Annotated in this window: 21 protein-coding genes; 20 read left to right on the top strand and 1 reads right to left on the bottom strand. The window is 33.2% G+C overall.

What is annotated here, in order from left to right:
• Nucleotides 1-50 precede the first annotated feature (50 nt).
• The 17 genes from ACX6U0_RS16125 (at nt 51) to ACX6U0_RS16205 (ending at nt 14,848) form a co-directional block, all read left to right on the top strand.
• Nucleotides 51-728, top strand: coding sequence for a heptaprenyl diphosphate synthase component 1 (locus ACX6U0_RS16125; RefSeq protein WP_464960904.1), 678 nt, complete (start codon nt 51-53; stop codon nt 726-728).
• A gap of 39 nt (nt 729-767) precedes the next feature.
• A complete protein-coding gene (locus ACX6U0_RS16130; protein ID WP_464960905.1) occupies nt 768-1,478 on the top strand; it encodes a demethylmenaquinone methyltransferase in 711 nt (236 codons plus the stop codon).
• A gap of 43 nt (nt 1,479-1,521) precedes the next feature.
• Nucleotides 1,522-2,484 carry a heptaprenyl diphosphate synthase component II gene (gene hepT / locus ACX6U0_RS16135; RefSeq protein ID WP_464960906.1) on the top strand — a complete coding sequence of 321 codons (963 nt, stop codon included), beginning with the start codon at nt 1,522-1,524 and terminating at the stop codon, nt 2,482-2,484.
• Between the two features lie 259 nt (nt 2,485-2,743).
• Nucleotides 2,744-3,190 carry a nucleoside-diphosphate kinase gene (gene ndk / locus ACX6U0_RS16140; protein WP_464960907.1) on the top strand — a complete coding sequence of 149 codons (447 nt, stop codon included), beginning with the start codon at nt 2,744-2,746 and terminating at the stop codon, nt 3,188-3,190.
• Between the two features lie 76 nt (nt 3,191-3,266).
• On the top strand, nt 3,267-4,040 hold the full coding sequence (locus ACX6U0_RS16145; protein WP_464960908.1) for a CheR family methyltransferase: 774 nt from the start codon (nt 3,267-3,269) through the stop codon (nt 4,038-4,040).
• 99 nt (nt 4,041-4,139) lie between these two features.
• Nucleotides 4,140-5,309, top strand: coding sequence for a chorismate synthase (gene aroC / locus ACX6U0_RS16150; RefSeq protein ID WP_464960909.1), 1,170 nt, complete (start codon nt 4,140-4,142; stop codon nt 5,307-5,309).
• Nucleotides 5,309-6,385 carry a 3-dehydroquinate synthase gene (aroB, locus tag ACX6U0_RS16155; RefSeq protein WP_464960910.1) on the top strand — a complete coding sequence of 359 codons (1,077 nt, stop codon included), beginning with the start codon at nt 5,309-5,311 and terminating at the stop codon, nt 6,383-6,385. Before aroC ends, aroB begins: the two co-directional genes overlap by 1 nt.
• Nucleotides 6,386-6,598: 213 nt before the next feature.
• Nucleotides 6,599-7,888 carry a 3-phosphoshikimate 1-carboxyvinyltransferase gene (gene aroA, locus ACX6U0_RS16160; protein WP_464960911.1) on the top strand — a complete coding sequence of 430 codons (1,290 nt, stop codon included), beginning with the start codon at nt 6,599-6,601 and terminating at the stop codon, nt 7,886-7,888.
• Between the two features lie 25 nt (nt 7,889-7,913).
• Nucleotides 7,914-9,176, top strand: coding sequence for a tetratricopeptide repeat protein (locus ACX6U0_RS16165; RefSeq protein ID WP_464960912.1), 1,263 nt, complete (start codon nt 7,914-7,916; stop codon nt 9,174-9,176).
• A gap of 57 nt (nt 9,177-9,233) precedes the next feature.
• Entirely contained in the window at nt 9,234-9,776 is a 543-nt protein-coding gene (locus ACX6U0_RS16170) for a ReoY family proteolytic degradation factor (protein ID WP_464960913.1), read from the top strand.
• A gap of 149 nt (nt 9,777-9,925) precedes the next feature.
• On the top strand, nt 9,926-10,375 hold the full coding sequence (locus ACX6U0_RS16175; RefSeq protein ID WP_464960914.1) for a DUF2487 family protein: 450 nt from the start codon (nt 9,926-9,928) through the stop codon (nt 10,373-10,375).
• 143 nt (nt 10,376-10,518) lie between these two features.
• Nucleotides 10,519-11,019, top strand: a complete 501-nt coding sequence (locus ACX6U0_RS16180; protein WP_464960915.1) for a QcrA and Rieske domain-containing protein — start codon at nt 10,519-10,521, stop codon at nt 11,017-11,019.
• A 2-nt stretch (nt 11,020-11,021) separates the two neighbouring features.
• On the top strand, nt 11,022-11,696 hold the full coding sequence (gene qcrB / locus ACX6U0_RS16185) for a menaquinol-cytochrome c reductase cytochrome b subunit (protein WP_464960916.1): 675 nt from the start codon (nt 11,022-11,024) through the stop codon (nt 11,694-11,696).
• A 59-nt stretch (nt 11,697-11,755) separates the two neighbouring features.
• The gene (locus tag ACX6U0_RS16190) at nt 11,756-12,532 is read left to right on the top strand and encodes a c-type cytochrome (RefSeq protein ID WP_464960917.1); all 777 of its coding nucleotides are present in this window, start codon (nt 11,756-11,758) and stop codon (nt 12,530-12,532) included.
• Nucleotides 12,533-12,683: 151 nt separating this feature from the next.
• Nucleotides 12,684-13,268, top strand: a complete 585-nt coding sequence (locus ACX6U0_RS16195) for a DUF1405 domain-containing protein (RefSeq protein ID WP_464960918.1) — start codon at nt 12,684-12,686, stop codon at nt 13,266-13,268.
• A gap of 58 nt (nt 13,269-13,326) precedes the next feature.
• Nucleotides 13,327-14,109: a sporulation protein YpjB gene (locus tag ACX6U0_RS16200; protein WP_464960919.1), complete on the top strand. Its 783-nt coding sequence runs from the start codon at nt 13,327-13,329 to the stop codon at nt 14,107-14,109.
• 58 nt (nt 14,110-14,167) lie between these two features.
• The gene (locus ACX6U0_RS16205; RefSeq protein ID WP_464960920.1) at nt 14,168-14,848 is read left to right on the top strand and encodes a zinc metallopeptidase; all 681 of its coding nucleotides are present in this window, start codon (nt 14,168-14,170) and stop codon (nt 14,846-14,848) included.
• Nucleotides 14,849-14,893: 45 nt separating this feature from the next.
• Here the strand turns inward: ACX6U0_RS16205 and ACX6U0_RS16210 are convergent, their stop codons facing one another.
• Entirely contained in the window at nt 14,894-15,766 is an 873-nt protein-coding gene (locus tag ACX6U0_RS16210) for a YitT family protein (RefSeq protein ID WP_464960921.1), read from the bottom strand.
• Between the two features lie 136 nt (nt 15,767-15,902).
• On the opposite strand from ACX6U0_RS16210, the gene ACX6U0_RS16215 reads away from it, so the two are divergent.
• From ACX6U0_RS16215 to bshB1, 3 genes are all read left to right on the top strand, one after another.
• The gene (locus ACX6U0_RS16215) at nt 15,903-16,229 is read left to right on the top strand and encodes a nucleotide pyrophosphohydrolase (protein WP_464960922.1); all 327 of its coding nucleotides are present in this window, start codon (nt 15,903-15,905) and stop codon (nt 16,227-16,229) included.
• A 5-nt stretch (nt 16,230-16,234) separates the two neighbouring features.
• Nucleotides 16,235-17,038 carry a 4-hydroxy-tetrahydrodipicolinate reductase gene (gene dapB, locus ACX6U0_RS16220; RefSeq protein WP_464960923.1) on the top strand — a complete coding sequence of 268 codons (804 nt, stop codon included), beginning with the start codon at nt 16,235-16,237 and terminating at the stop codon, nt 17,036-17,038.
• Between the two features lie 164 nt (nt 17,039-17,202).
• The gene (gene bshB1, locus ACX6U0_RS16225) at nt 17,203-17,904 is read left to right on the top strand and encodes a bacillithiol biosynthesis deacetylase BshB1 (protein ID WP_464960924.1); all 702 of its coding nucleotides are present in this window, start codon (nt 17,203-17,205) and stop codon (nt 17,902-17,904) included.
• Nucleotides 17,905-17,910 lie beyond the last annotated feature (6 nt).

A 17,910-nucleotide genomic window follows, 5' to 3' on the forward strand; every position in this document is an offset into this window, starting at 1 on the left:
TCTTATGGTATAATAGTACAAGTTAGTAATTAATGGATTGGATGGAAATAATGAGTAACGTTGAACAGTTAAAAACCGAAGTAAAAACACAAATATTAAATGCAATTAAACATCCATATTTGAATAAACACCTCTTACCTCCTACGATCGATGAAGTGAAAGTGACGATTCTAATAGAAATAATGGATCAGCATAATTTTACAAAAGAGAAGATTATTCATTATTGTAAAGCATTGATGATCCACCAAATTGCACTTGATACTCATGAATTGGTGTCTACTTATGAAGGTACACCTCAAGATAGAGAAAAGAAACAATTGACTGTTTTAGAAGGAGATTTCTATAGCGGACTATATTACGAGGCTTTATCAAATACTGGTGAGATTAGTTTAATAAGAGAGCTTTCATATGCAGTTAAAGAAATGAATGAACAAAAAATTAATTTAGTACATCATAAATTTACTTCATTAGAAGAATTACTAAGATGTATTACCGTGATTGAATCGACGATACTTGTTCATTTTGCAAATTATATTGGTTCAAATCAATCAATCAAAAATATTGAAAATAAATGTTTAACGACAAGGTTAGAACAGGAAAATCAACATGTAAAAAATGGTGAGAGCACTGATTTTATTAAGCATTTAGGATCTTTACAAGGTGTAGAAAAAGAAAAAAACCAATTAATTGAAGTAATATCAAAAATAATCTTACAATTACAAAATTAATAACAGTCAGAAGTTATAATTAGTTCAGTGGGGGTTTACATGACTCAATCAAAAGAAGAACGCGTCCATGATGTGTTTGAAAAAATATATAACAAGTATGATAAAATGAATGGAATTATTAGCTTTCAACGCCATATTGCCTGGAGAAAACAGACAATGCGAATTATGAATGTTCAAAAAGGCATGAAAGCACTTGACGTATGTTGTGGAACAGGTGAATGGACTATTGCTCTAGCAGATGCAGTAGGTAAAGAAGGAAAAGTTTTTGGATTAGATTTTAGTAAAAATATGCTGTCAATTGGTGAGGAAAAGGTTCAAAACCAACAATTAAGTCAAGTTTCATTAATTCACGGTAATGCAATGGAATTACCTTTTGAGGATAATTTATTTGATGTCGTGACAATTGGTTTTGGTTTACGTAATGTCCCTGATTATTACCAAGTTTTAAAAGAAATGACAAGAGTTGTAAAACCTGGTGGAATTGTTGTCTGTCTTGAAACTTCACAGCCGACAACTTTTGGAATTAAGCATGTATACAAAGCATACTTTAAATTTATCATGCCGATTTTTGGGAAACTCTTTGCAAAGAGCTTTAAAGAGTACTCTTGGTTACAAGAAAGTGCAAGTACATTCCCTGGAATGAAGGAGCTTGCTAAACTATTCGAAAAAGCAGGCTTAGAAAATATTGAAATAAAACCATTTACATTTGGTGTTGCAGCAATGCATTTAGGTAAAAAACCGAAAGAATAAACATTGTAAGTTATAAATTGGAATGAATAGTAAGGTGAACGGAATGAAGGTTAAATGGAAGTATTCTTATTTAAAAAAAGATATAAACGAGATTGAATATACTCTTCATCAAACAGTCAATTCAACTCAGCCTATATTGAAAGATGCTTCTTTACAGCTACTTCAATCAGGTGGGAAACGAATTAGGCCATTATTTGTATTACTTAGTGCTAAATTTGGACAATATAACCTTCAATCTATTAAACATGTAGCTGCAACTTTGGAAATCATTCATATGGCATCATTAGTCCATGATGATGTAATAGATGAAGCTAGTCTAAGAAGAGGCAAACCTACAATCAACTCTACGTATGATAATCGAGTTGCGATGTATGCAGGAGATTTTCTTTTTGCCAAAGCACTAGAGTGTATGTCTGAAATTGAGATTCCTGAAGCACATCAAAAATTGTCTAATACAATACTAGAAATTTGCTTAGGAGAAATAGAGCAAATTAAAGATAAATATAATTATGAACAAAATGTAAAGTGCTATTTAAGGAGAATTAAAAGAAAAACGGCATTGTTAATTTCAGCAAGCTGTGAAATAGGAGCAATTGCATCGGGTGCATCTGCTTCAATTCAAAAGGCCCTAAGAGATTACGGTTATTATTTAGGAATGTCATATCAAATAATGGATGATATTTTAGATTTCACCGCATCAGAAAAAGAATTGGGTAAACCTGCTGGTAGTGATTTAATTCAAGGGAATATTACATTACCTGTCCTTTTTGCTATGCAAGATCAATCATTAAAGGATAGAATTACTTCAATTTACGAAGGTATTAATCCAGAAAAGGTCAAACCTCTTATCAACCAAATACGTAAAAGTAGCTATATTAAAGAAGCTAGAAGAATCAGTGAAGAATATTTAAACAAATCTTTAAAATGCATTGAAATATTACCAAATCATGAAGCAAAGGAAATGTTGATCTTAATTGCTAAAAATATCGGTAATAGAAAGAATTAGAGGCAGGCATGAAATGCTAATGCATTTTTGTAACTGCCTCTTTTGGCTTTCCTAGTGTTTTACATAAGTGTTAAAGTGTGAAACGAATAAAAACATTACCCCCCTGAAAAAAAGTATTTATTTCATACTCCCTACGTATCTGTAAGCGATTCCAATTTTTCTAAAATAATAAGATTTTTAACTATTGATAATTTTGGAAATAGATGATACTATTCTACTGTATTGTTTATACATAATTGAACTAGAGGGGTCGAGCATGATGGAAAGAACTTATTTAATGGTAAAACCTGATGGAGTACAACGTAATTTAATCGGAGAAATCGTATCTCGTTTCGAGAAAAAAGGTTTCCAATTAGTAGGCGCAAAATTAATGCAAGTATCAAAAGAACAAGCAGAAACTCACTATGCTGAGCATAAAGAGCGTCCATTCTTTGGAGAATTAGTAGATTTCATCACTTCAAGCCCTGTTTTTGCAATGGTTTGGGAAGGTGAAAATGTAATCGCTACCGCACGTCTTATGATGGGTGCAACGAATCCAAAAGATTCTGCTCCAGGAACTATTCGTGGCGAATATGCTGCAACAGTTGGTAAAAACATTATTCACGGTTCTGATTCACCTGCTAGCGCTGAGCGTGAAATTGGAATTTTCTTTAAAGACGAAGAGTTAATAGAATATTCAAAGTTAATTAAAGAGTGGGTATACTAATCCTAAAATTTATATGATAAGATAAAGCCAGCAGATATTTGCAGGCTTTTTTTTAAATAAATAATAGGGGAATATTATGGACGATTATATTGATTTTATAAATTTAGTAAAAAAGAAATCTGGTATTGATTTATACTTATATAAAGAATCACAAATGAAAAGAAGATTAAAATCTTTATATGAAAAAAAGGGTTATCGTTCTTTTGTCGATTTCTTTAAAGGCATGGAGAAAGATAAAGAGCTTTATTATGAATTCCTAGATCGCATGACGATTAATGTTTCTGAATTCTTCCGAAATCCCAATCGTTGGGAAGTTTTCGAAAAAACCATTTTACCACCATTTTTAAAAAATAATAGCAAATTAAAAATTTGGAGTGCTGCATGCTCCACTGGTGAAGAACCGTATACACTTGCAATGATCTTATTAAAACATTTAAAACCAAATCAATTTCAAATCATTGCTACTGACCTAGATGAAAATGTATTATCAAAAGCAAAAATTGGTGTATATAATGAAAAAGCTATTAAAGATGTACCTAAAGAACTGTTAGCGAAATATTTCAAACAAGAGGGAACAATCTATCAAGTTAGTGAGGAATTGAAAAAACAAATCCAATTTAAAAAACATAACTTACTATTAGATGCTTATGAAAAAAATGTTGATATTATCGTTTGTAGAAATGTTCTTATTTACTTTACTGAAGAAGCTAAAATTGAAATCTATACAAATTTCTCAAATTCATTACAGCAAAATGGAATATTATTTGTAGGGAGCACTGAACAAATTTTTCATGCAGAAAAGTATTCATTTACATCAAACGAAACATTTTTTTATAAAAAAACGTTATAAGAACCATTTTATGGTTCTTTTTTTATATTAATTTAAGATTAGGTTGTGATATAGTAGTAACTAATAATTTTAAATCTTACATAAATAGAAGGTGATGGAATGCGTTATTTAACAGCAGGTGAATCGCATGGTCCCCAATTAACTACGATAATTGAAGGCGTTCCAGCGGGTTTACCAATATTGTCAGAAGAAATTAATGTAGAGCTTCGTAGACGTCAAGGTGGCTATGGTAGAGGTCGTAGAATGCAGATTGAAAAAGATACTGCACAAATTACAAGTGGTGTTCGACATGGCTATACATTAGGTTCACCAATTGCATTAGTTGTTGAAAATAAAGACTTCACACACTGGACTAATATTATGGGTGCAGAGCCTTTAGAAAATTTAGAGTATGAAGGTAAAAGAAGTATTACAAAACCAAGACCAGGTCATGCAGATTTAAATGGTGCGATAAAATATGGCTTTAGGGATGTTCGTAATGTGTTAGAACGCTCTTCTGCTCGTGAGACAACTGTACGCGTTGCTGCAGGTGCTGTTGCGAAAAAACTATTATCTGAATTGGGCATTACAATTGCTAGCCACGTAATTGAAATTGGTGGAGTAAAAGCAAAAGAATTGCAATATAAAAATGTAGAAGATTTACATATTCAAGCAGAGAACTCTGAAGTAAGATGTATCGATCGAGATGCGACTGAACAGATGAAACAGTTAATAGATGAAGCGAAACAAAATGGAGATTCATTGGGTGGTATTGTAGAGGTTGTTGTAGAAGGGATGCCACCAGGAGTTGGCAGCTACGTTCATTATGATCGTAAACTAGACTCTAAAATAGCTGGAGCAATTGTTAGTATTAATGCATTTAAAGGTGTTGAGTTTGGAATTGGCTTTAAAGCTGGTTCAGTCCCTGGAAGTGAAGTGCATGATGAGATTGCTTTTTCAGAAGAGAAGGGTTATTACCGTCATTCAAATAATGCAGGTGGTTTCGAAGGTGGAATGACAACAGGAATGCCGATTGTCGTCCGTGCTGTAATGAAGCCAATCCCAACATTGTACAAGCCATTAAAAACAGTAGATATCGAGACGAAGGAAATTTATGAAGCAAGTATCGAACGTTCTGATAGCTGTGCTGTACCTGCAGCTTCAGTAGTGGCTGAGCATATTGTTGCTTGGGAGGTTGCAAAAGCAATTGTTGAGCAATTTGAATCAGATCAATTAGACCGTCTAAAAGGAAATATTGAAGAGTACCGTGAGTATGCGAGGAAGTTTTAATGGAAGTCATCGCAGTCAATACAAGCTCTAAACAATACAATGTATGTATTGGGTTTGATATATTAAATGGTTTGCAGTCAATGATTGAAGGTTTTTCACCGAAAGTTTCGAAAATACTCATCATTACTGATGATCAAGTTGCTCCTTATTATTTAGAAGAAGTTAAAAAGCAATTATCAAATTACGATGAATATATTATTCCTTGTGGTGAACAAAGTAAAAGTTTCACTTACTATGAAAAGTGTTTAGCAAAATGTTTTGACAGTAAATTGGATCGAAATAGTTTAATCATTGCATTAGGTGGAGGCGTCGTTGGAGACCTAGCAGGATTTGTTGCAGCAACATATATGCGTGGTATAAGATTCGTTCAAATGCCTACAACTCTATTAGCTCATGATAGCGCCATCGGAGGTAAGGTAGCGATCAATCTACCAACAGCTAAAAATATTGTTGGAGCATTTTATCAACCAGAGCTTGTACTATATGAACTTAAATTTCTTCAATCTCTACCGATTAAGGAATGGCGTTCAGGATTTGCTGAAATCATTAAAGAAGCACTCATTTCATCAAAAGATAATATTTCTTGGTTGATGAATCAGATCAATCAACTGAACGATCTTGATCAGCATGCAATTGAACAATCCGTTTTAATGGGTATTCAGGTTAAAAATCAAATTGTTTCAAAGGATGAAAAAGAAAGTGGCATTCGTGCATATTTAAATTTAGGTCATACACTTGGACATGCAATAGAAGCGTATTTAGGATATTCAAAAACCACTCACGGCGAAGCAATTGCATTTGGAACCCTATTTTCGGTTTATATGAGTGAGCAGTTATTTGAAGTAGACTTATCGTTTCGTGTATTAGTGAAATGGTTTAAACAACTTGATTATCCTTTTTACTTAGATTTACAAACAGAACCGATTATACAATTAATGAAACAAGATAAGAAAAACATCGATTTAAAAATAAATTATGTACTTTTAAAAGATTTCGGAAAACCAATTTTATGTGAATTAGATGAACAAGTCATTAAGGAACATTTGAATCGTTTCCTTACACTGTTAACTAAATAATTTTAATAGGAAATGATGTTTTGATACGACAATCAATCAAAATATCATTTTCTTTTTCTAAAAATGATCAGTAACATGATGTAAATTTATTTTAGATAATTTATTGAATATTTTAGGGTAATTAGTCGAACAGATTTTTCTTTAAAAAAAAGGTTTGAAACCATAAAAATGGAATGTAAATAACATATAGAAAGGTTTTAAAAGGTGTCTAAAATGAACAATTCACATTCAAATCATAAAGTCAGTTTAGTTGGAGAAGTTATAATTCCTGGAGACAAGTCAATCTCTCATAGAGCCATCATGTTTGGTTCATTAGCAACTGGGGTGACAAAAGTTACGAACTTTTTATTAGGGGAAGATTGTTTAAGTACAATTGATTGTTTCCGAAAATTAGGCGTACATATTGATGTTCAAAAGGATGAAGTGCTGGTTTATGGCAATGGCATTGAGGGACTGAAGGAATCAGATTCGGTGTTAGATGTAGGAAACTCAGGTACAACTGCAAGACTTTTAATGGGTATCATTAGTGGATTACCGTTCCATTCAGTTATTCTTGGCGACGAATCCATTGGAAAGAGACCGATGAAACGAGTAACGAAACCTTTAAAAATGATGGGCGCGCAAATTGATGGACGTGAAGATGCTACATATACACCGATTTCAATTAGAGGTGGTAAATTAAAGGGTATTTCATATGAATCACCTGTTTCAAGTGCTCAAGTTAAATCCTCAATTTTATTGGCCGGATTATTTGCAGAAGGTACAACAATCGTCTCTGAGCCTGAAAAATCTCGAGATCATACCGAAAGAATGTTAAAGGCATTTGGATGTGAATTAGTAGTTGATGGAAACACAGTTTCTATTCATGGTGGTCAACAATTGAAAGCTACGAATGTAACTGTACCAGGTGATATTTCTTCAGCTGCATTCTTCCTAGTAGCAGGGTCAATTATTCCAAATAGTGAAATCCTGCTAAAAAATGTAGGTATTAATCCAACGCGTATTGGCATTTTAACAGTACTAGATAGAATGGGTGCTGATATTACTTTAGAGAATGAAAAATTCGTAAACGGTGAACCAATTGCAGATCTTCGAGTGAAATCAGCAAAATTAAAAGGTACAACAATCGGTGGGGAAGAGATTCCGACATGTATTGATGAATTGCCTATCTTGGCTTTAGCTGCTTCTCAAGCAGAAGGTGAAACGATTATTAAAGATGCTGAAGAGTTAAGAGTGAAAGAAACAGATCGTATTCAAACAGTTGTTACAGAACTAACAAAACTTGGAGTAAGCATTGAAGCGACAAAAGATGGTATGATTATACAAGGAAGTAATAAAGCTTTAAAGGGCGCAAATGTAGCCTCACACGGCGATCATAGAATGGGAATGATGTTATCTGTCGCATCACTACTTGCTGATGGAGAAACTTTTATTGAAAACACTGAGTGTATAGCAGTATCTTTCCCTAATTTTAAAGAGCAATTACAAGAATTAGTAAAGTAAGAAGTTCGGATTAAGAGGTGTTTTAATGAGTAATATTTATGAAGCTATACAGCTTATTGAAAATGGTCAAACGGAAAAAGGTTTAGAGGTTTTAAAAAATAGTGTAAGAAATGCAAATGATGAAGAAAAATACGAAGCTGCAATTATTTTTCAATCACTAGGATTACTAGATGAGGCAAAAAATATTATTGAAGATCTAGTGTATTTATATGATGACGATGAAGAATTAAAAATTATTTATGCAGAAATACTATTGGATTTAGATTTAGAAGATGAAGCGTTAGAAATATTACTGACTATAAAAGAAAATAATGAAACAAAGGTTCAAGCTTTACTTTTAATGGCGGATTTATATCAAGTTCAAGGGCTAGACGAAGTTGCTGAACAAAAATTATTTGAAGCAAAAAGAATTTTACCGAATGAACCAGTTGTAGATTTTGCATTAGGAGAATATTACTTTAGTAAATACGATTATAAAAAAGCAATTCCATTCTACGAAAAGTTAATGAATCAAGATATTGAAGTAAATGGCGTAAGTAAAGAGTTACGATTAGCTGAAAGCCTAAGTGCAGAAGGTGAATGGGAAGAAGCAATTCCTTTTTATGAAAAAGGGATTGAACAATCAAAAGACTTTCATACATTATTAGGTTACGGTATTACATTGTTTCAAGCAGAACGCTATGCAGCATGTATCCCTATATTTGAGGAAGCAATTTTCTTCGATCCAGAATACTTAGTGGCTCACTTATGGTTAAGTAAAGCATTTGACATAGAAGGTCAATATCAAGAAGGCTACGATATCATACAAAAAGCTTTACTGGTGGATGAGACAAATGTAGAATGCCTTATGTCCGCAGCTAAATTAGCACGTAAATTAAAAAATCTAGATACAAGTAAAAAACACTTACAAGAAGCTTTAATTTATGATCCATCATTAATTGAGGCAGTTCAATTGTTAGTTGGGATTTTATTTGAAGAAGAAGATTACGAGGAAATAATCGGTACAATCGAATTGGCAATCGAGCATGGAGCTTCTGATCCTCATTTTAATTGGGACTTAGGAAAAGCATATTACGGAATTGAAAAATATGAATTGGCATTAAATCAATATCGCTTAGCATATAATGACTTTAACCAAGAAATTTCCTTCCTAAAGGAATTCGGAGATTTATTATTTGAAGAAGGCTTAATTCAGGAAGCGAAAGAGGTATACTTAAAACTTCAGGATGATGAATACCTTCAGGAAGAAGTAAGGGAACGTCTTGACAGAATAAATGAGATTATGTAATATTCTTTATTCGCCAAAAAGGGGACAAATATGATGGACAGAGGAGGGATTTATAAAATGGCAACCCCTGTATCTGTGAACGAGAAGAAGGATTTTGTGAAATGGTTTCTAAGTAATTTTCAACTTAAGCAAAGAGAGTGTGTTTGGATCTTAAATTATTTAATGAGCCATGATTACTTAATGAAAAAAGTTCATTTTGTAGAACAGTCTAAGTATTGTCCAAGAGGATTAGTGATGTCGACAAACTGTGTGAAAGAAGTGCCATTCCATTTTTATAAACAAAATGTAATGACGACAGATGCAGAAAAGTCATTTCATGATATTCGCCTGAATAGGGATGAAGATATTTATATCCAATTGAATTTTAAATCTTCTTTTCAATATCCAATGTTTGTTTCAGTTTTAGAAGAGAATCCTCATTTACCAAAAAACTTAAGTAGCAATGAAAAAGATCGGGTAATCGCTGAAAAGCTCCTTTCTGATTCATTAATAAATTTCCAAAGAAATCGTTTAATGAGACTGATTGATGAAGCCTTAGATCAGCAAGATGCAAAAAGATTTAAGGAATTAACAAATCAATTAAAAACTTTAATTACTTAAAGAATTGATCAACTAAAAAGTCCTCATTTTTTGAGGACTTTTTTTCTTTCTTAAAATAGTAATATATGGTTAAATGGAAATTAGATATTTGTTCACAAAAATTTCACAATTATGTTTAAGGTATTTTCAAATAGGAAGAAGGAAGCAAAATGAAATGGACGACAAGTGATTTAGAACAGGTTTTAGAACACCAGCAATACATTGATACGATGATTGTGCCACTTTGTCCTGTATCTTTACATAAGGATCAAATCAGTCTTGCAGAGCAACGTGAGGATCTAATTATTCTTACATCAGAAATTGAACGTACCTATAAAGGTAGAGTTGTAATCGCTCCGGAATTTACTTATTTATTAGGGGAAAACAACAAATTAGAACGATTGAATCAATGGCATCAAGAGTTTATCGAAAGCGGGATGAAGCATGTCTTTTATTTGACATGTGACTATGACTGGAAACAATCTAATACAGAGTTTGACGATACATTAATTTGGTTACCTGCATTAAATATTAATAATTTAGACGAGACAACCCAAAGAGTAATTGTTGATAAACAATTAACGTATTTAAATGCATTATTTTCTAAAATATGGGGATAAAAATAAAAACAACATTATTAATATGATTATTATTAGGATATTATTGACCTTCTAAATTTGTTATTATATTATGAAAGTGTCCTAGTTTTATTATTATAGCTGTTGTCCGTACAGGAGTACTTGTGATAGAGGGGGGAATTTTCATGAGTGAAAAGGTTTCAAGACGCCAGTTCTTAAACTACACGTTAACTGGTGTAGGCGGTTTCATGGCTGCAGGAATGCTAATGCCGTTAGCACGTTTTGCAATTGACCCAGTTTTACAAAAAGAAGAAGCTGGATCATTAGTGCAGGTAGGATTACTGAAAGATTTAACAAACGAACCAAAACGCTTTGACTTTAAAGTTAAGCAAGTTGATGGTTGGGTAAAATCTGATGCTCCTCATTCTGCATGGGTTTACAAGGATGAAAATGGAGATATCATTGCATTATCACCTGTTTGTAAGCATTTAGGCTGTACAGTAGGTTGGAATGACAATAAGGATAATCCAAATCAATTCTTCTGTCCATGTCATGGTGGTCGTTATGAAAAAAATGGTCAAAATGTCAAAGGAACACCACCACTTGCACCACTTGATCATTATCAAGTAAAAGTGGAAAAAGATGCTTTTTATCTTGGTAAAGCGTTACCACAAGGAGGAAAATAATCGTGTTAAACAAAATTTACGACTGGGTAGATGAGCGATTAGAAATTACACCTCTGTGGAGAGATATCGCTGATCACGAAGTACCAGAACACGTTAATCCAGCACATCATTTTTCAGCATTCGTATATTGCTTTGGTGGATTAACATTTTTCGTTACAGTAATTCAAATTTTATCTGGAATGTTCTTAACAATGTATTATGTTCCGGATATTAAAAATGCTTGGGAATCAGTTTATTACTTACAAAACAACGTTGCATACGGACAAATCGTTCGTGGTATGCATCACTGGGGTGCAAGTTTAGTAATTGTTATGATGTTCTTACATACTTTACGTGTATTCTTCCAAGGCGCATATAAAAAGCCTCGTGAGCTTAACTGGATTGTAGGGGTTTTAATTTTCTTCGTAATGCTTGGATTAGGCTTTACTGGATATTTATTACCTTGGGATATGAAAGCATTATTTGCGACTAAAGTAGGTCTGCAAATTGCTGAACAAACACCATTTATTGGTAAGCAAGTAAAAACGTTAATTGCAGGTCATCCGGAAATCATCGGTGCACAAACACTAACTCGTTTCTTCGCAATTCATGTATTCTTCTTACCTGGTGCTTTACTTGCTCTAATGGGTGCGCATTTCATGATCATTCGTAAGCAAGGTATTTCAGGTCCACTATAAGATTTAGTGCATGGGCTTTAGTTACTAACTAAAGTGTGTCGAAATAAAGGAGGGAGAACATGCATCGCGGTAAAGGAATGAAATTTGTAGGTGACTCACGTGTACCTACAATGGCAGGTCGTAAAGCAAATATTCCAAAAGATTATTCTGAGTATCCTGGAAAAACTGAAGCATTCTGGCCAAACTTCTTATTAAAAGAATGGATGGTAGGAGCAGTATTCTTAGCAGGATTCTTAACATTAACAATTGCACATCCATCTCCACTTGAGAGGATTGCTGATCCAACTGATACTGGTTATACACCATTACCAGACTGGTATTTCTTATTCTTATATCAATTCTTAAAATATAGCTTTGCTTCAGGTGATTATAACGTATTAGGTGCTTTCGTAATTCCTGGTCTAGCGTTTGGTGGTTTATTATTAGCGCCATTTTTAGACCGTAGTACTGAAAGAAAACCTTCTAAACGACCTTTAGCTACTGGCTTTATGTTACTTGGTTTTGCAGGGGTTATTTATTTAACATGGGAAGCAACAGCTCACCATGATTGGAAAAAACAAAAAGAGCAAGGTAAAATCCGTGCTTTTGTTGAGCTGAATAAAGAAGATCCTGCATACAAGTTATTACAAAAAAATACATGTGTATCATGTCATGGTGATAACCTTGAAGGTGGAGCGGCAGCACCAAGTCTTCAAAACAGCGGTTTAAAACCAGAACAAATTGCAGAAATTGCAGTTAAAGGTCAAAAAGCAATGCCAGCTGGCGTATTTAAAGGTACTGATGAAGAACTGAAAGTCCTAGCTGAATTTGTTTCGAAAGCTGGTCAAGCTGAATAATAAAGAAGAGTCGAATTTTCGACTCTTTTTTTAATACATATCTTATACTGAGATAATAACATGTCGGATAGGACTTTTGTCATTGGAATTGTGAACGTTGTGTTATAAAATACAGTTAGTCATTTAGTACAAATGAAAGTGAAGTGTGAATGTGAACGTTCTTTACAGTTTAATGAGGCTACGATCGAGTTTAATTGCCTTATTCATAGTAAATGTACTTGGAACAATATATGGCTATGTATGGTATCAATATCAATTAATTGAGACCCCTGCCTGGCTAAGAATAGTTGTTCCAGATAGCCCAACAGCATCTCTGTTTTTTTGTTTTGTTTTATTATTATGGTTTTTCAAAAAACAAAGTGGATTAATAGAAGCTTTAGCATACGTAAGTTTAGTCAAATATGGTATTTGGGCAGTTGCCATGAATGGTGCTGTTTTATACATAGAGGGTGAACTGAATCAAATTGCCATCATGTTAATCCTTTCCCATGCCGGTATGGCACTACAAGCGCTTCTATATGCCCCTATGTTTAAAGTTAAGAAATGGCATTTAGCGGTTGCTAGTATTTGGATTTTACAGGATTTAATTTTTGATTATGTATTTGGAACTATGCCTTCTTATCGTATGCTTGGGTTATACCAGGAATGGATTGCTTTATTTACTTTTTGGTTATCAATATTTGTTATTTTAATTGCTTATTTCCAGTTAATTTTTAAAAATAGAGCTTCGATCTGATCGGTTCTATTCTTGTCCGTTCTCTCATAATTATTAGTAGTTATGAGGGAGGGATTTGATGAAAAAATTAATAGTGGGAATCAGCATTTTTTTTATTTTCTTTTCATTTAATCATCAAAAAAGTTTAGCTAAAATAGATTCCGAAACTTCTTTAATAGAAAAATCACTATCATTAGTTCAAGAAGGTGATTATGTTCACAGTGCAAATCTCATTGAACAATTTGAAGTGAAATATATGGAAAGTGCAAAAAAGAATAAGGATTTTACACCAAAAGATTTAGAAACGATTTCTGTGACTTTCCAAAATGCTTTGCAATCATTAGAAAATGATGCTAGTGATTCTCAAGAAAAAATTGCAAAAGTTCTTGGATTAAGGCTATTAATTGATGCAAGGGAAACATCTGTTCAACCAATGTGGAAAGAAATGAAAAATGCCGTTATGACACCTTTACATAATATGGATGCTGCTTATAAAAGAGGTAATACAGAAGCATATGATATTCAATTAAATCAATTTTTACACCAATTTGAGATCATTTACCCAAGCTTATTAAGTGATCTTTCGTATGATGAAATAAAGAAAATCAATTCACTCGTTTCATTTTTAGACGACTATCGTGTGAATAAAGAGGCTTTACCTGCATTTAGTCAAAAACTAGATCAGACTCAAACAGAGTTACTAATGATTTTTGAACAAGGAAACTCAATATTTCCGCCAGCAACATTTTGGACATTATTTACGACAGGTGGTATCATAGTCGGTACTCTTTGTTATGTTGGATGGAGAAAATATATAGGTGAGCGGAACAAAAACAAAAAGCAAAGAGAGCATAATGATTGACAAATTTCCCAATTAATCATTACAATATTCTAAAATATCTTTCTTTGGAGGAATAGCAATGGGTTTTATTATTTACTTTCTACTTGTGTTAATCATTCCGATTTATGCACAATTTAAAGTGAAATCTACTTTTAATAAATATGCAAAAGTAAGCTCTACATCAGGAATGACAGGTGCAGAGGTAGCAAGAAAAATATTAAATGACAATGGATTATTTAATGTTGCAGTAGAGGAAACACGTGGTTATTTATCTGATCATTATGATCCGCGTGCCAAAGTAGTTCGATTATCATCTGCAAACTATCATGGTCATTCTGTTGCTGGTACTGCTGTTGCAGCCCATGAAGTAGGTCATGCAATCCAAGATGCAAATGATTATAGTTTCTTAAGATTTCGACATTCATTAGTTCCTGTCGCAAATTTTAGCTCAAACTTCTCTTGGATCTTTATCTTAATTGGGATTTTTTCTCAGGCATCAGGAATGCTATTAGTCGGAATTCTCCTTTTAGCACTAGGTGTTTTATTCCAAATTGTAACTTTACCAGTTGAATTTAATGCATCTAGCCGAGCATTAAATATAATGACAACAAGTGGGATTATAAATTCGAACGAAAATGTATATGCAAAACGTGTTTTAAATGCTGCAGCATTAACTTATGTAGCAGCAGCAGCTGTAGCGGTTGTAGAGTTATTAAGATTAGTATTAATCTATACAGGAATGCAAAGTGACGAAGATTAATGCAAATAAAAAGAGGTTCTTAGCAAATGCTAAGAACCTCTTTTTTTATGGCTGTATTGGTACTTTATTTTCGTCAAGGGTAAAGCCTTCACCTAATACATCATGAACTTCTGTTACGGCAACAAAAGCATGTGGATCAATATCTTGAATGATATTTTTTAGGTGAACTAATTCGTTTTTTGGAACGACACAGAATAAAACATCTTTACTTTCACCAGTAAATGTACCTGTCCCTTTTAAGTAGGTCGCTCCACGTTCCATCTCCTTCATAATTCGTGCAGCAATCAAATCATTTTTATCTGAAATGATATTTGCGCCACGTGCAGCGTAAGCTCCTTCTTGCATGAAGTCGATAATTCTTGCTCCAACGAATACAGCAACTAATGTGTACATTGCTTCATAAGCTTTTAAATAAGTTAATAATGATAATGTGATAACCACAAAGTCGAAAATAAACATTGTTTTACCCATATTTATGCCCTTGTATTTATATGCAAGACGAGCAATTATATCAACACCACCAGTTGTACCTCCGAAACGAAAAATGATTCCAAGTCCAACCCCGATAAATACACCAGCAAATAATGAAGCTAACATTAAATCTCCATGTACATCAATTGTAAATGGGAATTTCTCAAATAATTTTAAGAAAAAAGATACTGCAACTGTTCCAATAATTGTATAGAGCATTGTAACTGTTCCAAGTAATCTCCATCCTATAAAAAATAATGGAATATTTAACGCTAAATTTGAAATCCATACAGGAATATGAAATTCTGCTAAAAGAATTAAGTTTATTCCTGTGAACCCTCCTTCAGCTAGATTGTTTGGAATATTAATGTTCAAAATACCAAAAGAAAAAATTGCTGAGCCTAAAAGAATAAAAAAGATATTGCGTAACTTCAAATTAAAAATCATAAACTTCCTCCATACTAATAAAATCACCCTAAACTCTTATTTTTATCTTATCTTGTATTTTTTTCAAGTAAAATAATATATAATTTGTCAAAATGTGGTCATTTCGATAAGATTTAGTTGAGGAGTTGAAATTAGTATGCACGAAAAAACGATGAAAGAAATGCAAAATGAAGTAGATACATATATTGGACAATTTAAAGAAGGATATTTTAGTCCTTTAGCAATGATGGCTCGTTTAACTGAAGAAATGGGTGAATTAGCTAGAGAAATTAATCATACATATGGTGAAAAACCAAAAAAAAATACAGAAAAAGAAAAACTAATTGAAGAAGAGCTGGGCGATGTGTTATTTGTGATGATTTGTTTGGCAAATAGTTTAAATATTGATTTAGCAAAAGCCCATGATATGGTAATGGATAAATTTAATACTCGAGATAAAGATCGTTGGACAAGGAAGGATTGAATCATATGGAGAAAGTAATTCGCGTTGTATTGGCAGGACCAAGAGGAAAAATGGGTACAGAGGCACTTCAGTTAATTGAAAGAACTGAGCATTTTGAACTTGTTGCTGCAGTTGATTATAAATATGGCGGAGGATCTGTTCAACAGTTTTACCCGCAATATAAGGGTGAAGCAGCTGTTTATGAAACATTAGAAGCGTGTATTGAAAATGAGAAATTTGATGTTTTAGTTGATTTAACAACGCCGGAGATTGGCAAAAAACACGCATTTTTATCATTAAAAAACGGCATTCGTCCTGTAATCGGTACGACAGGATTTACGAATGATGAATTAGCCGAATTAAAAGAGCTGGCTTCTCAAAATGGGTTAGGCTGTATTATTGCGCCGAATTTTGCAATTGGTGCAATTTTAATGATGAAGTTCTCTGCAATGGCTGCTAAATATTTTAAAGACATCGAAATCATAGAGCTTCATCATGACCAAAAATTAGATGCACCGTCTGGAACAGCACTAAAAACTGTACAAATGATTGAAGAAGCACGAGAATATAAACGACAAGGTCATCCAAATGAAGTTGAAACTGAAAAAGGAGCAAGAGGAGCAGATCTTAATGGCATGAGAGTACATAGTGTAAGATTGCCAGGCTTAGTTGCACATCAGCAAGTTCTATTTGGCGGAGATGGACAATTATTAACAGTCCGACATGATTCTATGAATAGAGCATCATTCATGTCAGGCGTAAAGGTTTCAATTGAAGAGGTAATGAAGCTTTCAGAACTTGTCTATGGCTTAGAAAATATTATGGATTGAGTTACTCATAATTTTTAGAAATCTATTGGCAACTTTAGCCTCAAAAAACAATGTAATGCTTTATTTAGACAAAGTGATGTATTGCAGAACCTGTTGCAATTAACTCTCAGCTCAGCAAAGGCGATTGTAAAATTTAGATGTTAGTTTGGAAGCGAGTGAATATATTGGATTATTTTGATGTGTTAGCATTTGGTGCCCATCCAGATGATGTTGAAATTGGCATGGCCGGAACAATTGCGAAACTAACAAAGTTAGGATATAAAGTAGCAATCTGTGACTTAACGGAAGCAGAACTTTCTTCAAATGGAGATACAACGACAAGAAGAAAAGAAGCTGAAAAAGCAGATGAAGTGTTAGGTGTTAAAAAGCGTTTTAATTTGTCATTACCTGACAGAGGACTATATGTAAGTGAAGATACGATCAAGGAAGTCGTTCAATTAATTCGAATGACAAAACCAAGCATTGTATTTTCTCCATATGAAATTGATCGACATCCAGATCACGGTAATTGTACAAAAATTATTGAAGAAGCGGTTTTTTCTGCGGGGATTCGAAAATATCATGCAACTTCAAATTATGAAGCCCATAAAGTGAAAAATGTGTTTCAATACATGATCAATGGATTTCATAAACCCAATTTTATTGTTGATATTTCAGAAACAATCAATGATAAGCAATTGGCTTTAGAAGCATATGAAAGTCAATTTACCCCTGGTGAATCTGGTGTAGCGACGCCTTTAACAAATGACTATGTAAATAGTGTAATAGCAAGAGAGAAGATGATTGGAAAAGAAGTTGGTATTTCTTTTGGTGAAGGGTTTATGAGTAAAAAACCGCTTATGTTAAATGCTGATTGGCTTCTTTAAGAACGA

This window comes from Gottfriedia sp. ABJ_BB2_2 (genome assembly GCF_055484705.1).

Excerpts from the sequence above, each read along its gene's own strand:
- ACX6U0_RS16125 (WP_464960904.1), top strand. The coding sequence starts at position 51 with ATGAGTAACGTTGAACAGTTAAAAACCGAAGTAAAAACACAAATATTA.
- ACX6U0_RS16130 (WP_464960905.1), top strand. The coding sequence starts at position 768 with ATGACTCAATCAAAAGAAGAACGCGTCCATGATGTGTTTGAAAAAATA.
- hepT (WP_464960906.1), top strand. The coding sequence starts at position 1,522 with ATGAAGGTTAAATGGAAGTATTCTTATTTAAAAAAAGATATAAACGAG.
- ndk (WP_464960907.1), top strand. The coding sequence starts at position 2,744 with ATGGAAAGAACTTATTTAATGGTAAAACCTGATGGAGTACAACGTAAT.
- ACX6U0_RS16145 (WP_464960908.1), top strand. The coding sequence starts at position 3,267 with ATGGACGATTATATTGATTTTATAAATTTAGTAAAAAAGAAATCTGGT.
- aroC (WP_464960909.1), top strand. The coding sequence starts at position 4,140 with ATGCGTTATTTAACAGCAGGTGAATCGCATGGTCCCCAATTAACTACG.
- aroB (WP_464960910.1), top strand. The coding sequence starts at position 5,309 with ATGGAAGTCATCGCAGTCAATACAAGCTCTAAACAATACAATGTATGT.
- aroA (WP_464960911.1), top strand. The coding sequence starts at position 6,599 with ATGAACAATTCACATTCAAATCATAAAGTCAGTTTAGTTGGAGAAGTT.
- ACX6U0_RS16165 (WP_464960912.1), top strand. The coding sequence starts at position 7,914 with ATGAGTAATATTTATGAAGCTATACAGCTTATTGAAAATGGTCAAACG.
- ACX6U0_RS16170 (WP_464960913.1), top strand. The coding sequence starts at position 9,234 with ATGGCAACCCCTGTATCTGTGAACGAGAAGAAGGATTTTGTGAAATGG.
- ACX6U0_RS16175 (WP_464960914.1), top strand. The coding sequence starts at position 9,926 with ATGAAATGGACGACAAGTGATTTAGAACAGGTTTTAGAACACCAGCAA.
- ACX6U0_RS16180 (WP_464960915.1), top strand. The coding sequence starts at position 10,519 with ATGAGTGAAAAGGTTTCAAGACGCCAGTTCTTAAACTACACGTTAACT.
- ACX6U0_RS16190 (WP_464960917.1), top strand. The coding sequence starts at position 11,756 with ATGCATCGCGGTAAAGGAATGAAATTTGTAGGTGACTCACGTGTACCT.
- ACX6U0_RS16200 (WP_464960919.1), top strand. The coding sequence starts at position 13,327 with ATGAAAAAATTAATAGTGGGAATCAGCATTTTTTTTATTTTCTTTTCA.
- ACX6U0_RS16205 (WP_464960920.1), top strand. The coding sequence starts at position 14,168 with ATGGGTTTTATTATTTACTTTCTACTTGTGTTAATCATTCCGATTTAT.
- ACX6U0_RS16210 (WP_464960921.1), bottom strand. The coding sequence starts at position 15,766 with ATGATTTTTAATTTGAAGTTACGCAATATCTTTTTTATTCTTTTAGGC.
- ACX6U0_RS16215 (WP_464960922.1), top strand. The coding sequence starts at position 15,903 with ATGCACGAAAAAACGATGAAAGAAATGCAAAATGAAGTAGATACATAT.
- dapB (WP_464960923.1), top strand. The coding sequence starts at position 16,235 with ATGGAGAAAGTAATTCGCGTTGTATTGGCAGGACCAAGAGGAAAAATG.